At 52.8% G+C, this 15,029-nt stretch carries 11 protein-coding genes, 1 tRNA gene and 2 rRNA genes; 7 read left to right on the forward strand and 7 right to left on the reverse strand.

What is annotated here, in order from left to right:
- Positions 1–116: 116 nt before the first annotated feature.
- From QEN32_RS05725 to QEN32_RS05745, 5 genes are all read left to right on the forward strand, one after another.
- Positions 117–192: transfer RNA gene (locus QEN32_RS05725), tRNA-Glu, on the forward strand.
- A 193-nt stretch (positions 193–385) separates the two neighbouring features.
- Positions 386–3,292, forward strand: a 23S ribosomal RNA gene (locus QEN32_RS05730).
- A gap of 196 nt (positions 3,293–3,488) precedes the next feature.
- Positions 3,489–3,604 (forward strand): 5S ribosomal RNA (gene rrf / locus QEN32_RS05735).
- 386 nt (positions 3,605–3,990) lie between these two features.
- Positions 3,991–4,446, forward strand: coding sequence for a DUF4385 domain-containing protein (locus QEN32_RS05740; RefSeq protein ID WP_000985658.1), 456 nt, complete (start codon positions 3,991–3,993; stop codon positions 4,444–4,446).
- Positions 4,447–4,549: 103 nt separating this feature from the next.
- Positions 4,550–5,851: an MFS transporter gene (locus tag QEN32_RS05745; protein ID WP_265322228.1), complete on the forward strand. Its 1,302-nt coding sequence runs from the start codon at positions 4,550–4,552 to the stop codon at positions 5,849–5,851.
- Here the strand turns inward: QEN32_RS05745 and QEN32_RS05750 are convergent.
- The 5 genes from QEN32_RS05750 to trxC form a co-directional block, all read right to left on the reverse strand.
- Positions 5,848–6,171, reverse strand: a complete 324-nt coding sequence (locus QEN32_RS05750; protein WP_001264473.1) for a YfiM family lipoprotein — start codon at positions 6,169–6,171, stop codon at positions 5,848–5,850. The genes QEN32_RS05745 and QEN32_RS05750 overlap by 4 nt on opposite strands.
- Before the next feature lie 44 nt (positions 6,172–6,215).
- Positions 6,216–7,571: a CDP-diacylglycerol--serine O-phosphatidyltransferase gene (pssA, locus tag QEN32_RS05755; protein ID WP_000949286.1), complete on the reverse strand. Its 1,356-nt coding sequence runs from the start codon at positions 7,569–7,571 to the stop codon at positions 6,216–6,218.
- Positions 7,572–7,685: 114 nt separating this feature from the next.
- Positions 7,686–10,346 (reverse strand): protein lysine acetyltransferase, encoded by a 2,661-nt coding sequence (gene pat / locus QEN32_RS05765; protein WP_000082643.1) that lies wholly within the window; start codon positions 10,344–10,346, stop codon positions 7,686–7,688.
- A 53-nt stretch (positions 10,347–10,399) separates the two neighbouring features.
- Positions 10,400–11,080 (reverse strand): tRNA-uridine aminocarboxypropyltransferase, encoded by a 681-nt coding sequence (gene tapT / locus QEN32_RS05770; RefSeq protein WP_131045166.1) that lies wholly within the window; start codon positions 11,078–11,080, stop codon positions 10,400–10,402.
- Between the two features lie 72 nt (positions 11,081–11,152).
- Positions 11,153–11,572 carry a thioredoxin TrxC gene (trxC, locus tag QEN32_RS05775; protein WP_001098732.1) on the reverse strand — a complete coding sequence of 140 codons (420 nt, stop codon included), beginning with the start codon at positions 11,570–11,572 and terminating at the stop codon, positions 11,153–11,155.
- Between the two features lie 203 nt (positions 11,573–11,775).
- Here trxC and QEN32_RS05780 point away from each other — a divergent pair, with 203 nt between their 5' ends.
- A complete protein-coding gene (locus QEN32_RS05780) occupies positions 11,776–12,813 on the forward strand; it encodes a tRNA/rRNA methyltransferase (RefSeq protein WP_000997368.1) in 1,038 nt (345 codons plus the stop codon).
- A gap of 115 nt (positions 12,814–12,928) precedes the next feature.
- Here QEN32_RS05780 and ung read toward each other — a convergent pair whose 3' ends face one another.
- Positions 12,929–13,618 carry a uracil-DNA glycosylase gene (ung, locus tag QEN32_RS05785; protein ID WP_000179975.1) on the reverse strand — a complete coding sequence of 230 codons (690 nt, stop codon included), beginning with the start codon at positions 13,616–13,618 and terminating at the stop codon, positions 12,929–12,931.
- A gap of 318 nt (positions 13,619–13,936) precedes the next feature.
- Here ung and grcA point away from each other — a divergent pair, with 318 nt between their 5' ends.
- A complete protein-coding gene (grcA, locus tag QEN32_RS05790) occupies positions 13,937–14,320 on the forward strand; it encodes an autonomous glycyl radical cofactor GrcA (protein WP_000627811.1) in 384 nt (127 codons plus the stop codon).
- 61 nt (positions 14,321–14,381) lie between these two features.
- On the opposite strand, the gene eamB is transcribed toward grcA, so the two are convergent.
- Positions 14,382–14,969 carry a cysteine/O-acetylserine transporter gene (eamB, locus tag QEN32_RS05795; protein ID WP_000188410.1) on the reverse strand — a complete coding sequence of 196 codons (588 nt, stop codon included), beginning with the start codon at positions 14,967–14,969 and terminating at the stop codon, positions 14,382–14,384.
- Between the last annotated feature and the right edge of the window lie 60 nt (positions 14,970–15,029).

A 15,029-nucleotide genomic window follows, 5' to 3' on the forward strand; every position in this document is an offset into this window, starting at 1 on the left:
TAGCAAGGCGTTTACGCGTTGGGAGTGAGGCTGAAAAAATAAGGCCGTTCGCTTTCTATTAATGAAAGCTCACCCTACACGAAAATATCACGCAGCGCGTGATAAGCAATTTTCGTGTCCCCTTCGTCTAGAGGCCCAGGACACCGCCCTTTCACGGCGGTAACAGGGGTTCGAATCCCCTAGGGGACGCCACTTGCTGGTTTGTGAGTGAAAGTCACCTGCCTTAATATCTCAAAACTGACTTACGAGTCACGTTTGAGATATTTGCTCTTTAAAAATCTGGATCAAGCTGAAAATTGAAACACAGAACAACGAAAGTTGTTCGTGAGTCTCTCAAATTTTCGCAACACGATGATGAATCGAAAGAAACATCTTCGGGTTGTGAGGTTAAGCGACTAAGCGTACACGGTGGATGCCCTGGCAGTCAGAGGCGATGAAGGGCGTGCTAATCTGCGATAAGCGCCGGTAAGGTGATATGAACCGTTATAACCGGCGATACCCGAATGGGGAAACCCAGTGTGACTCGTCACACTATCATTAACTGAATCCATAGGTTAATGAGGCGAACCGGGGGAACTGAAACATCTAAGTACCCCGAGGAAAAGAAATCAACCGAGATTCCCCCAGTAGCGGCGAGCGAACGGGGAGGAGCCCAGAGCCTGAATCAGCATGTGTGTTAGTGGAAGCGTCTGGAAAGGCGCGCGATACAGGGTGACAGCCCCGTACACAAAAGCGCATGTGCTGTGAGCTCGATGAGTAGGGCGGGACACGTGGTATCCTGTCTGAATATGGGGGGACCATCCTCCAAGGCTAAATACTCCTGACTGACCGATAGTGAACCAGTACCGTGAGGGAAAGGCGAAAAGAACCCCGGCGAGGGGAGTGAAAAAGAACCTGAAACCGTGTACGTACAAGCAGTGGGAGCACAGGTTTACCTGTGTGACTGCGTACCTTTTGTATAATGGGTCAGCGACTTATATTCTGTAGCAAGGTTAACCGAATAGGGGAGCCGGAGGGAAACCGAGTCTTAATTGGGCGTTAAGTTGCAGGGTATAGACCCGAAACCCGGTGATCTAGCCATGGGCAGGTTGAAGGTTGGGTAACACTAACTGGAGGACCGAACCGACTAATGTTGAAAAATTAGCGGATGACCTGTGGCTGGGGGTGAAAGGCCAATCAAACCGGGAGATAGCTGGTTCTCCCCGAAAGCTATTTAGGTAGCGCCTCGTGAATTCATCTCCGGGGGTAGAGCACTGTTTCGGCTAGGGGGCCATCCCGGCTTACCAACCCGATGCAAACTGCGAATACCGGAGAATGTTATCACGGGAGACACACGGCGGGTGCTAACGTCCGTCGTGAAGAGGGAAACAACCCAGACCGCCAGCTAAGGTCCCAAAGTCATGGTTAAGTGGGAAACGATGTGGGAAGGCCCAGACAGCCAGGATGTTGGCTTAGAAGCAGCCATCATTTAAAGAAAGCGTAATAGCTCACTGGTCGAGTCGGCCTGCGCGGAAGATGTAACGGGGCTAAACCATGCACCGAAGCTGCGGCAGCGACACTGTGTGTTGTTGGGTAGGGGAGCGTTCTGTAAGCCTGCGAAGGTGGCCTGTGAGGGTTGCTGGAGGTATCAGAAGTGCGAATGCTGACATAAGTAACGATAAAGCGGGTGAAAAGCCCGCTCGCCGGAAGACCAAGGGTTCCTGTCCAACGTTAATCGGGGCAGGGTGAGTCGACCCCTAAGGCGAGGCCGAAAGGCGTAGTCGATGGGAAACGGGTTAATATTCCCGTACTTGGTGTTACTGCGAAGGGGGGACGGAGAAGGCTATGTTGGCCGGGCGACGGTTGTCCCGGTTTAAGCGTGTAGGTGTGTGTTCCAGGTAAATCCGGTTCACTTTAACACTGAGGCGTGACGACGAGGCACTACGGTGCTGAAGCAACAAATGCCCTGCTTCCAGGAAAAGCCTCTAAGCATCAGGTAACATCAAATCGTACCCCAAACCGACACAGGTGGTCAGGTAGAGAATACCAAGGCGCTTGAGAGAACTCGGGTGAAGGAACTAGGCAAAATGGTGCCGTAACTTCGGGAGAAGGCACGCTGACACGTAGGTGAAGTGATTTACTCACGGAGCTGAAGTCAGTCGAAGATACCAGCTGGCTGCAACTGTTTATTAAAAACACAGCACTGTGCAAACACGAAAGTGGACGTATACGGTGTGACGCCTGCCCGGTGCCGGAAGGTTAATTGATGGGGTCAGCGCAAGCGAAGCTCCTGATCGAAGCCCCGGTAAACGGCGGCCGTAACTATAACGGTCCTAAGGTAGCGAAATTCCTTGTCGGGTAAGTTCCGACCTGCACGAATGGCGTAATGATGGCCAGGCTGTCTCCACCCGAGACTCAGTGAAATTGAACTCGCTGTGAAGATGCAGTGTACCCGCGGCAAGACGGAAAGACCCCGTGAACCTTTACTATAGCTTGACACTGAACATTGAGCCTTGATGTGTAGGATAGGTGGGAGGCTTTGAAGTGTGGACGCCAGTCTGCATGGAGCCGACCTTGAAATACCACCCTTTAATGTTTGATGTTCTAACGTGGACCCGTAATCCGGGTTGCGGACAGTGTCTGGTGGGTAGTTTGACTGGGGCGGTCTCCTCCTAAAGAGTAACGGAGGAGCACGAAGGTTGGCTAATCCTGGTCGGACATCAGGAGGTTAGTGCAATGGCATAAGCCAGCTTGACTGCGAGCGTGACGGCGCGAGCAGGTGCGAAAGCAGGTCATAGTGATCCGGTGGTTCTGAATGGAAGGGCCATCGCTCAACGGATAAAAGGTACTCCGGGGATAACAGGCTGATACCGCCCAAGAGTTCATATCGACGGCGGTGTTTGGCACCTCGATGTCGGCTCATCACATCCTGGGGCTGAAGTAGGTCCCAAGGGTATGGCTGTTCGCCATTTAAAGTGGTACGCGAGCTGGGTTTAGAACGTCGTGAGACAGTTCGGTCCCTATCTGCCGTGGGCGCTGGAGAACTGAGGGGGGCTGCTCCTAGTACGAGAGGACCGGAGTGGACGCATCACTGGTGTTCGGGTTGTCATGCCAATGGCACTGCCCGGTAGCTAAATGCGGAAGAGATAAGTGCTGAAAGCATCTAAGCACGAAACTTGCCCCGAGATGAGTTCTCCCTGAGACTTTAGGTCTCCTGAAGGAACGTTGAAGACGACGACGTTGATAGGCCGGGTGTGTAAGCGCAGCGATGCGTTGAGCTAACCGGTACTAATGAACCGTGAGGCTTAACCTTACAACGCCGAAGATGTTTTGGCGGATGAGAGACGATTTTCAGCACTGATTCAGAGTTGAGTACGCAATAATTTGCGCAGCAGCAAGGCGGCAAGCGAAGGAAAGGAAGGAGCATACAGAAGTATGTGACTGAGTTTACGAGCGCAGGCAACGCCGCTGATGCGATAAAGAATTGCGTACAGAGCACAAAGAATTTGCCTGGCGGCCGTAGCGCGGTGGTCCCACCTGACCCCATGCCGAACTCAGAAGTGAAACGCCGTAGCGCCGATGGTAGTGTGGGGTCTCCCCATGCGAGAGTAGGGAACTGCCAGGCATCAAATAAAACGAAGGGCCCTGTCGAAAGACTGGGCCTTTTGTTTTATCTGTGGTCTGCCGGTGAGCACCCGTTGCGCAGCAACGGCCCGTAGGGTGGCGGGCAGGACGCCCGCCATAAACTGCCAGGCATCAGACAAGTGAAGAAGCCCGTCCGTCTGGACGGGCTTCTTTGCGTGTGTGGTAACTGTAAAAATGTAGGCCTGATAAGCGCAGCGCCATCAGGCAACCGGCACCGCCGGATGGCAGCTTCGCCTTATCCGGCCCACAGCAATTATTCCGCCTACGAAGCTGGTGCTCTTGTAGAACTGATAAGAGCACAACCCACCCAATCGTTAACGATGAACTATCCTTTACACGTGCTTATATAAGCAGTGAGGATTTTCATTGGCTATCAAACCTTTTAACTACCAGCAGGACTTTTCCAGCATCGACTTCCGCCAGCAGCCTGAATTGTATCAGGTTGGACGAGGCGAGCAGGGGGTGCTACTGGTTGAACCCTACAAAAGCGAAATTCTTCCTTTCTGGCGCTATAAAGATAAAGCATCGGCGATGAAATCCGCAGAGCAAATCTACCAGTTGTTCGAAGCTTACCGGCAGCAGGATGATTTCGTTGGTATGGACATGGCGCGTAAATTTATTCAGATGGGATACACCCGCGCCAGGCGATACGCTAACTATAAAGGTGGTAAAAAGTATGCAGAAGACGGCAGCCTGAATACACGGGGTAATGATCCTATTAAGGCCGCGGCGGCAACGGTTTTCAAAGGTTGGTGGGATAAAATTCGTCAGGACGAAGACTATCTGAAACGGAAACGCCAGCATCAGGCACGGTGGGGATAAAAATTAGCAAACAAATAATTAACACTTTATTTACTTTTTGGTCTCGCGTAATCTGAATCTCCAAAATAAAAGGCCGATTAAGCCTGGCAACAAGGAGAACAGTATGGCAGAAATTATTCAGCGTATAGATAAAAACAACGCTGAGGCTCCGGAGATGCGGCGGCGCATATGGGCTATCGTGGGGGCTTCTTCCGGAAACTTAGTGGAATGGTTTGATTTCTACGTCTACTCTTTCTGCTCGCTCTATTTTGCACATATCTTCTTTCCTTCTGGTAATACCACCACTCAGCTTTTGCAAACGGCAGGCGTCTTTGCCGCCGGTTTTTTAATGCGACCTATCGGTGGTTGGCTGTTTGGACGCATTGCCGATCGACGCGGGCGCAAAGCCTCAATGTTGATTTCGGTGTGCATGATGTGCATGGGGTCGCTGGTGATTGCCTGCTTACCTGGTTACGATACCATCGGCACCTGGGCACCGGCGCTGCTACTTATTGCAAGGTTATTTCAGGGGCTCTCGGTAGGGGGAGAGTATGGGACCAGCGCGACATATATGAGTGAAGTTGCGCTTGAAGGTCGTAAGGGATTTTTCGCCTCGTTTCAGTATGTTACGCTTATCGGTGGCCAACTGCTGGCATTGCTGGTCGTTGTGATTTTGCAGCAGGTTCTGGAAGATGCTGAGCTTCGTGCCTGGGGATGGCGTATTCCCTTTGCGCTGGGCGCCGTGCTGGCGGTTGTGGCGTTATGGCTACGTCGCCAGCTGGATGAAACCTCGAAGCATGAGACTCGCGCATTAAAAGAAGCCGGTTCGTTGAAAGGTTTGTGGCGTAATCGCAAAGCCTTTTTGATGGTGCTTGGTTTCACCGCGGCAGGCTCGCTGTGCTTTTATACCTTCACCACCTATATGCAGAAATATCTGGTAAATACAGCAGGTATGCATGCCAATGTCGCCAGCGTCATTATGACGGTCGCGCTGTGTGTTTTCATGTTGGTGCAGCCGTTATTCGGCGCGTTATCCGATAAGATTGGCAGGCGCACCTCTATGCTATGTTTTGGCGCACTCGCGACGCTTTTCACCGTTCCAATTCTCTCCGCGTTGCAGAATGTGACGTCGCCTTATGCCGCATTTGCTTTAGTGATGTGCGCGCTATTGATTGTGAGTTTCTATACCTCGATTAGCGGGATCCTGAAAGCGGAGATGTTTCCGGCGCAGGTTCGCGCCCTGGGCGTCGGTTTATCTTACGCGGTAGCAAATGCGTTATTTGGCGGCTCTGCGGAATATGTCGCGCTGTCGCTAAAATCTGTCGGTATGGAGAGTTCGTTCTTCTGGTATGTTACCGCGATGGCCGTTCTGGCTTTCCTGGTTTCGCTGATGTTGCACCGTAAAGGAAAGGGCTTGCGCCTTTAGTATCGCGCCATTTGCCAGATAGCGTAACCGGTTGTCGCGCCAGCGACATCCCAGACAAAATCTTTCCAGCTCCAGCCGCTGCCTTCCGGGCGGCTGTCCCAGAGTTCTTTTGAGGCTCCGAGACTCAAAGAAAACATCAGCCCTATCGCTGCGCTGCGGTCAGGGCTTACTCCCTGGTGACGCGCATACTCATTACCGGCTGCCGATAGCATCGCTGATGCCATAAAATGTTGGGCTTTATCCTGACCGCTCCAGTGGTCGTTAGCCAGATGGCTGCACCCGGAGAGAAACAACACCGTAAAAGGAATCAACACGCGCACCAGTTCACTCCTAAGAGAAAACCCCGTACAGGACGGGGCTTCGATTACAGGATACGGCTAATTAATCTGTCGATGCGGATCCGGCGCAGACGGCGAATCAATTTACGCACTTTTATCGGATAGTCGGCAATGCTCTGCAGGTCACGATAATGTTTTACGATGGTTGTGTGCGTTCGGATAAGTTCCAGCTCTTTTTCCCGCTGAGGGGCAAGCTCCTGCTTAGGGTCGTGGATCAGAATGGCGTTTTCCAGATCCAGACGCCAGGCGCGGGGATTCAGATTGTTGCCGGTGAGTAGCATCCATTTATCATCTACCCACATCCCTTTCAGATGATAGGTATTGTCGTCATCTTTCCACAGACGCACCACAAGCTGATCGGTATTGACGTAATACTGTAAACGGCTCAGGAAGCGGCGCAGGTTAATCTCATAGAGATAGGGCAGCGCGCCAATGATCTTGAACGGTTCATCTTCCGGAATGTAAAAATCATTCGCGGTTTTATCGCCAACAATGATTTCGACTTTCTTTCCGTCGCGCAGTAGCTGAATAATATTCCGCACCAGCACCGCTGGTAGATTGAAATAAGGGGTACAAATGGTGAGCTTATGCTCCGCACAGGGCATGAGATGGAAAATGGTTTTGTTCAGCAGACTGGATTTGCCAAGCCCGACCAGCGGCGTAACGGAGAGTTGCTCGTCATTAGCGTCACCCTGAAAATGATATGACGCATCACGCAGCTCCTGACGGTATAAGCGGATATCGTTTTTAATCTCCGGGCTTTTCGGACGCTGGGTATTATCCAGACGATTCACACCACGGCCATTCATCAGATTTTGCGTCACCCAGTCAAACATGATGTCTGCCATTTGCCGATTGCGAATCAGCTGGTAGCGATCGTAACGATATTTGTCATGCTGATGGAGATAGACATCGTTCAGGCTGGCGCCGCTGTACAGGACGCTATCATCAATGATAAAGCCTTTAAAATGCAGTACGCCAAGCGCTTCTCGCGTATTAATCGGTACGCCGTAAACCGGGACATCAATGCCGGGGTTTTCCTGCGCCAGTCGGCAATACCAGTCTGCATTGGTATTCGAGGCCGCTGCGCCAATGCGCCCGCGTTGCGCGCGATGCCAGTCGACCAGCACCCTCACGTCCAGTTCAGGACGCTGCCGTTTAGCCGCATAGAGCGCGTCGAGTATACCTTTACCCCCATCGTCCTGTTCCAGATACAGGGCAACGATACAAATACGCTGCGTCGCGCTGGCGATTTTCTCCAGCAGTGTCTCCCGAAAAGTAGCAGGAGTATAAAAGAAATCTACATCATCAACTGACTGAGAAATCTTAGGGAGTTGGGCAAGGTGTTGTTGATGTTTATTACGCTTAAATTTTGACAACATCACAGTGCATTTCTTCTCTGTTCATTGAAGGGTCCTCTGTGCTATGCAGACGACATAAGCGAGCAATAATAACATCAGTACCCGTTAAAGTGGTCAACATTTCCAGTACATTACTCACGATTCATCACATTTGGCCAGATTCAGCGTCAATCCCACGATGCCCTCTTCGAGCTGGATATCGACCTGAAATCCCAGTTTTCTGGCCAGCGCGACCATGCCGCGATTGTTTGGCATCGTAATACCGTTCAGCCGCTTCAATCCGTGATCGCGAGTATAGGCAATCAATTTCTCCATTAAACGGCGTCCTAAACCCAACCCTTTGAGATCTGAACGCACCAATACGGCAAACTCGGCATCTACGTTGTCAGGATCGGAGATCGCGCGCGTTACGCCGAGGATCTCTTCAGCGTTGTCCATCCGCCTCACGGCCACAAAGGCCATTTCTCGATCGTAGTCGATCTGCGTCATGTTGGCTAAATCTTCATGGGTGAATTCGTTGATCTCGCTGAAATAACGGTAGTAAAGATCCTCTTTGGTGACCTGGGCGATGAATTGTCGCAGTTGGGGCTCATCTTCCGGCAGGATAGGACGGAACAGGCAGCGATCGCCATTTTTCATCTCCACCCACTCTTCAAGCTGGTGGGGATAGGGGCGTACCGCAAGTCGACTTTCGTTATCGCCATCAAACGGGGCAATATCCAGCGTCACATCCAGCGCGGTAAACTCACTGGCGGAAGCCAGCAACGGATGGATATCCAGACGCTGAATTTCCGGGCAGTCGACAATCAGGTTTGAAACCTGGACCAGCAATTGGCTTAAACCGACAATATCCAGCGGACGCAGCGCGCTACGGGCGCGAATTTTCCGCTGTTTAATGCCCTGAATCACCAGATAGCGCGCCAGATTCATGTTGAGCGGCGGCAGCGCGACGACAGCCTGCTCTTCCGGACGCCACTCTACGCCGCCTTCACCCAACATAATCAAAGGACCAAACACCGGATCGTGCTCGACCACCACACGCAGCTCCTGCGCGCCGGCGCGGTTAGCCATGCTTTGTACCAGCAAACCGTGAATCCGCGCCTGCGGCCAGGCCATCTTTACACGATCGAAAATGGCGTTCGCGGCCTGTTGTACCTCGCTTGCGGTCCGCAGGTAAAGCATGACCCCCTGAACTTCAGATTTATGCGGAATGTCGGGCGAGCGCAGCTTGAGAGCTACCGGATAGCCTATCTGTTCGGCGATATGCACCGCTTCAGCGCTGTCGCTGGCAATCCAGGTTGGGAGCGTATGCAGCCCATAGGCGTGTAAAATCGGCTGTACTTCATGGGTATCCAGTGAGGTGGCGCCTTCCGCAATCGCCCGCTGTAACAGATTATGCGCCTCAGCGGTATTGGACGTCAGGTTACTCGGCAACGCTGGCGTTTCCCGCAGTTGCTTCTGGTTACGCCGGTATTCCACCATATGCATAAACGCGGTAATCGTGCCTTCCGGCGTGCGGTAGGTTGGTAATCCGGCTTCGCTGAATAGCCGTCTTGCCTCCTGAGACGAGAACTCGCCGCACCAGTTTGTCAGCAGCGTAACAAACTTGCCTCTGGGGTGGCGCTTAATCGTCTCGATCAGAGCATGGGCGCTTTCCGTACCCGGCGCGGCAGCGCTGGGAGAGTGGATAACCATAAGCGCGTCAAAATCCTGACTGGCGAGCAGGATATCCAGCGTTTTGACGTAATGTTCGCTGCTGGCGTCATCACACAGATCCAGCGGATTGGCAATATCAATGTGCGCGGGAAGCGCCTGCCGTAGTTGCAGGCAGGTCTCTTCGCTCAACGTCGCCAGCTTGCCGTTACGCGACCACAACTCATCTAACGCCAGCGCGGCAGGCGCGGCGCCATTGCTGATGATCATCAGTCTGTCGCCGCGTAGCGGACGCATATGGCTCAGTGTTTCGACGGCGGAAAAAAGCTCGTGCGTATCCTGGACTCGCAGCAGGCCTGCGCGCTGGATGGCCGCATCCCACGCAGGGTCCATTCCCGCGCTGGTATTAAGTAAACGCTGGGCTGCCGGGCTTCGGCCGCTTTTAATCACCAGAATCGGTTTGTTACGTGAAGCGCTACGGGCGGCGGAAACAAAACGGCGGGCGTCGCTTAACTGTTCCAGATAGAGCAAAATTGCGCTGGTCTTGCTATCGCGCGCCAGATAGTCCAGTAGTTCATCGACATCAATATCCAGGCTATCGCCCAGCGCGATAAAGTAGGAAAAGCCCATTTCACGCTGTTGCGCCCAGTCAAGAATAGTATTGGAAACGGCGGCAGACTGGGAAATAAAAGCGAGCTTGCCCTGTTTAATCGGGACGGGAGAAAAGCTGGCATTCAGCCCTTGCCACGGCGCGAGGAGCCCAAGACTGTTTGGACCCAGCAGACGCATTTTATAATGCCGGGCACAGGCAAGAAGTTCTTCATGTTGCGACGTGGGAGCAGAAAGGATAATGCACGTTTTACACCCTTTCGCGCCAAGCGCGTCCAGTAACGCCAGGTTACGGCTGGCGTTAGTGCATAAAATAGCCAGATCGGGGGTGAAAGGAAGACTGGCGATATCCGGCCAGGCCATGACGCCTAAAACGGCTTTCCAGGCGGGCGTCACGGGAAGGACGGGGCCATTGAATCCGCCCGCCAACAAGTTACGCATCATCAGGTAACCCGCGCGGTGGGGCTTCATTGATGCGCCAATCACCGCGATCGATTTTGGTCGCAGTAGCGCTTCCAGTCCTTGCTGGCTCATACCGGTTTCCCTTACACAGAAGTGACCGGATAATTTTAAACGCTTTCGCTATTTTATGCTGTGACGTTTCCCGGATGTTGCGTTTTTCCTGCCAGATAGCGCGTTTTGAAACGGGTGAAATGTTCACCTAAACTGGTTGCCGCCTCGGTATCTCCCGCCAGATCTAACAACGCTATGGCGACTTCGGCGGTGCAATATTGCCCTTCGGCATGGATTTCACGCAGACGATAAGCGGAAAGACGCGATAAATCGACGGAAATGACCGGCAGATGATCCAGATAAGGGCTTTTACGAAACATTTTACGTGCTTCGGGCCAGGTGCCGTCCAGCATGATAAACAGCGGCGGTTTCCCGGCGGGCGGGGTGGAAATGACCTCGCGCGCTTCGTCGGCGTAGGACGCAGGAAAAACCACTATCGGCTGATAATCCGGATGCTGTACCAGCTCCAGCAACGCCTGCGGCGGCTCGGTACGCGACCACTGAAACGCCGCGGTATCCGGCAAAATATCGGCTATCAGCCGGCCGGTATTGCTGGGTTTCATCGGTTCAGTGTCAAACATGACCAGACAAAAACGGCTTTTCGCCTGAGAAGGCGTTAACGTATCACACAGGCAAGATTTTAGCGGCAGCAGGCAGCGTTGACAGCGGCGAACCCGATTGCCTCTGGCAAGAAAAGGGCGAGTAGCGCGCGCAAGCCGTTCGGCGCGTAACTGAAGGACAGCGTTATTGGTCATAGAAAGCGTTTGCGGAGAAAAACGCTATTGTGGCAGAGGTGAAAACGGGGCACAAGATGCGCCCCGTGGCGTTTACAGCGCTTCGTTCAGCCAGCTGTCGAAAGGCGCTTTAGGCACTGCGCCATTAAGCATATCGACCACCTGTCCATGTTTAAAAATCATAATCGTCGGGATGCTGCGGATACCGAAACGGGCGCTGAGTTCCCGTTCCGCCTCGGTATTCACTTTGACGAAACGGACTTTACCGCTGCGCTCTTCTGCGACATCCTCGAAGATTGGCGCAAAGTTACGGCAAGGGCCGCACCAGGGGGCCCAAAAGTCGATCACCACTGGAAGATCGTCCTTCAACAGTTTGTCCAGCGTTTCGCCGGTCGCATTAATGACTTCTCCGTCAAACAACTCATGACCGCAGCGTCCACATTTTGCCGCGTCCTGAAGCCGATCGTCGGGGATGCGGTTAATGGCCTGACAATGGGTACAAACGGTGTTCATAGCTAACCTCTGAATACGTCGGAAGACGTCCCGCTACGCGCGGGATGTTTCTATAATGTTACATATTATCGAGGAGTCTGTGCTAAACAACAATGTGTTTTATTCAATGAGTACAATAGTCGCAAGCTTTTAAACGAAATCATGGCTAACCGGATGCACATCGGGTAATCTTCGCGCTTCGCGCAGCGCTGGTGGAGAAAAGCATGAACGATGAATTAAAAAACAAAAGCGGCAAAGTCAAAGTGATGTATGTCCGTAGTGATGATGACTCTGATAAACGCACCCATAACCCGCGTACCGGGAAAGGGGGAGGCCGCCCAGCAAAGTCTCGCACTGACGGTGGACGTCGTCCCGCCCGTGATGAGCGAAATAATCAGAGCCGTGACCGTAAACATGAAACTTCGCCGTGGCGCACCGTGTCCCGCGCGCCAGGCGATGAAACTCCTGAGAAAGTCGATCATGGTGGTATTAGCGGTAAAAGTTTTATCGACCCTGAAGTTTTGCGTCGCCAGCGTGCGGAAGAGACACGCGTCTACGGCGAAAATGCCTGCCAGGCGCTATTCCAGAGCCGTCCTGACGCCATCGTGCGCGCATGGTTTATCCAAAGCGTGACCCCGCGTTTTAAAGAGGCGCTGCGCTGGATGGCGGCGAATCGTAAAGCCTACCATGTGGTGGATGAAGCCGAACTGGCAAAAGCTTCCGGCACCGAGCACCACGGTGGCGTGTGTTTCCTGATTAAAAAGCGTAACGGTACGACCGTTAAGCAATGGGTAAAGCAGGCGGCGGATCAAGACTGCGTGCTGGCGTTGGAAGATGTCGCTAACCCGCATAATCTGGGCGGCATGATGCGTAGCTGCGCGCACTTCGGCGTGAAAGGCGTGGTGGTACAGGATGCGGCGTTGCTGGAGTCCGGCGCGGCGATTCGTACCGCGGAAGGCGGGGCGGAGCATGTCCAGCCGATCACTGGTGAAAGCATTGTTGACGTACTGGATGATTTTCGTCAGGCGGGGTACACCGTGGTGACGACGTCCAGCGATCGCGGTCAGGCGCTCTTTAGTACGACCCTGCCGGAAAAGATGGTGCTGGTCTTAGGCCGTGAATATGACTACCTGCCGGAAGCGGCGCGCGAACCCGACGATCTGTGCGTGAAAATTAACGGCACCGGGAACGTGGAAAGCCTGAATGTGTCGGTTGCGACAGGCGTGCTGCTCGCCGAGTGGTGGCGACAGAATAAAGCGTAAGGGCTGCAGCCCGGTGACGCAACGCGCGCCGGGCCAATGATGTACTTCCTGCCGCCCGGCCAGACAAGGCGCTTTCGCGCCGTTATCCGGGCGATAAAACGGCGAGCCGCCAACGTTATTCACTCTCAGCCGGTAATACTGGCGTCCAGTCGATAGTTTTCTCGCCGTGTTGTTCCAGCCATTGGTTCGTTAGCGCAAAATGGTTACAGCCAAAAAATCCACGGTGCGCAGAGAGTGGCGAGGGATGCGGGGCTTTCAGAATATGGTGGCGCTGTGGATCAATAATCGCGCCTTTCTTCTGGGCGTGCGAGCCCCACAGCAGGAAGACGACCCCTTCGCGGTGTTGGTTAATCAGGCTTATCACTTTATCCGTAAAGGTTTCCCACCCCAGGCTGGCATGAGAGTGCGCCTGGCCTGCCCGTACCGTGAGCACCGTATTCAGTAACAGTACGCCCTGGCGCGCCCAGCTTTCCAGATAACCGTGCGCGGGGCGAACAAAGCCGGGAATGGAGGCTTCCAGCTCTTTGTATATATTCACTAATGACGGCGGGGGAGCGATCCCAGGACGCACGGAAAACGCCAGACCATGTGCCTGGCCGGGGCCGTGGTAAGGATCTTGTCCCAGGATCACCACCTTAACGTCGCCCAGTTCCGTAAAGCGAAAGGCGTTAAACACATCTTTTTGCGGCGGGTAGACCGTGATACCCGACTGACGCTCGCCAGCAACAGTGTGAAGCGTATTGATAAAGTAAGGTTGCTGTTTCTCATCAGCCAGCACATCGTGCCAGGTTAACTCAGTCGCCATCTCGCTCTCCTGCGAATTTCCAGTTCCCTTAGCTTAACTGCTTCTTTCTGCAGTGCAAAATCCTGCGTGCTACAAAAACGGTTACCTACAAAAGATAGTTGAAAATTTATGTAAAAAGTTTATAGGTCTGAATGGTGTAAGTTGATGTAAAACAATAAATTCCCTTCATCACCCTTTTTGTGGTGTGGTTTTTATTGATTTAAATCAAAGAATGAAGGGTGATCGAAGGGTATATATACACTCAAGCAACAATGGTTTTACCAATTGGCCGGGATTAGGCCGACCGAAATCAAATAATTTTGCCTGGGGAGGCATCACATGATTACAGGTATCCAGATTACTAAAGCCGCTAACGACGACCTGCTGAATTCCTTCTGGCTGCTGGACAGCGAAAAAGGCGAAGCGCGCTGCATCGTTGCAAAATCCGGCTTTGCTGAAGATGAAGTTGTGGCTGTCAGCAAACTGGGCGAGATTGAATACCGTGAAATTCCGATGGAAGTTAAACCGGAAGTACGCGTTGAAGGCGGTCAGCATCTGAACGTTAACGTTCTGCGTCGTGAAACTCTGGAAGACGCGGTTAAGCATCCGGAAAAATACCCGCAGCTGACTATTCGTGTTTCTGGTTATGCGGTGCGTTTTAACTCCCTGACGCCGGAACAGCAGCGCGACGTTATCGCTCGTACCTTTACCGAAAGCCTGTAAGGCTTATCCGGTAATAACAAGCGGAAGAGGCCGGGCCTTTTCCGCTTTTGTTTTATTTGTGTCAGTAAAAAATCCGCACCGCGCAGTACACCAGCAGTAACGCCAGAATGATATTTAACTGGCGACCATAATGGCGAAACGCCCGCTGAAACAGATGTCCCGCCAGCGCCCAGCACACATTACCGAACGTGCCGATCAATGCCAGCAATATACTGACGCCGATGACCCAGTTCAGCGCCTGCGTTTGCGGTAAAACAAATGTAGACAGAGCGGTAATGCCGTACAGAATAATTTTGACGTTCACAAACTGCAGGCCAAAGCTTACCCAAAAGCCAACCGGTTTTGGTCTGACCTTCTCATCCGCCGCTGGACTGGTGGCAATTTTCCACGCCAGCCACAGGATATACGCAGCCCCTACCCAACTGAGCAAATGAATGATTGCCGGATCGATAACCGCAAGGGAAAACGCGATCCCGGCGCACAGCAGCATGACGACCAAAAATCCCAGACTCATACCTGCCAGTACACGAATACTCTGCCGAAAACCATGTGCAGTTGCTGCGCTAAGCGCGAGAATATTGTTTGGGCCGGGGGTAAGGGCGGTGATTAATGTATAAGTCCAGAAAGCGCTTAAAAGCATCGGTGTCACTTGTCATCTCCTCTGTTTTAGCAGACAGTACCCGATATGAAATATTTAAAAAAATGAATG

The organism is Salmonella sp. SA14318 (genome assembly GCF_029866905.1).
In the GTDB taxonomy this organism is placed as follows: Bacteria; Pseudomonadota; Gammaproteobacteria; order Enterobacterales; family Enterobacteriaceae; genus Salmonella; species Salmonella enterica.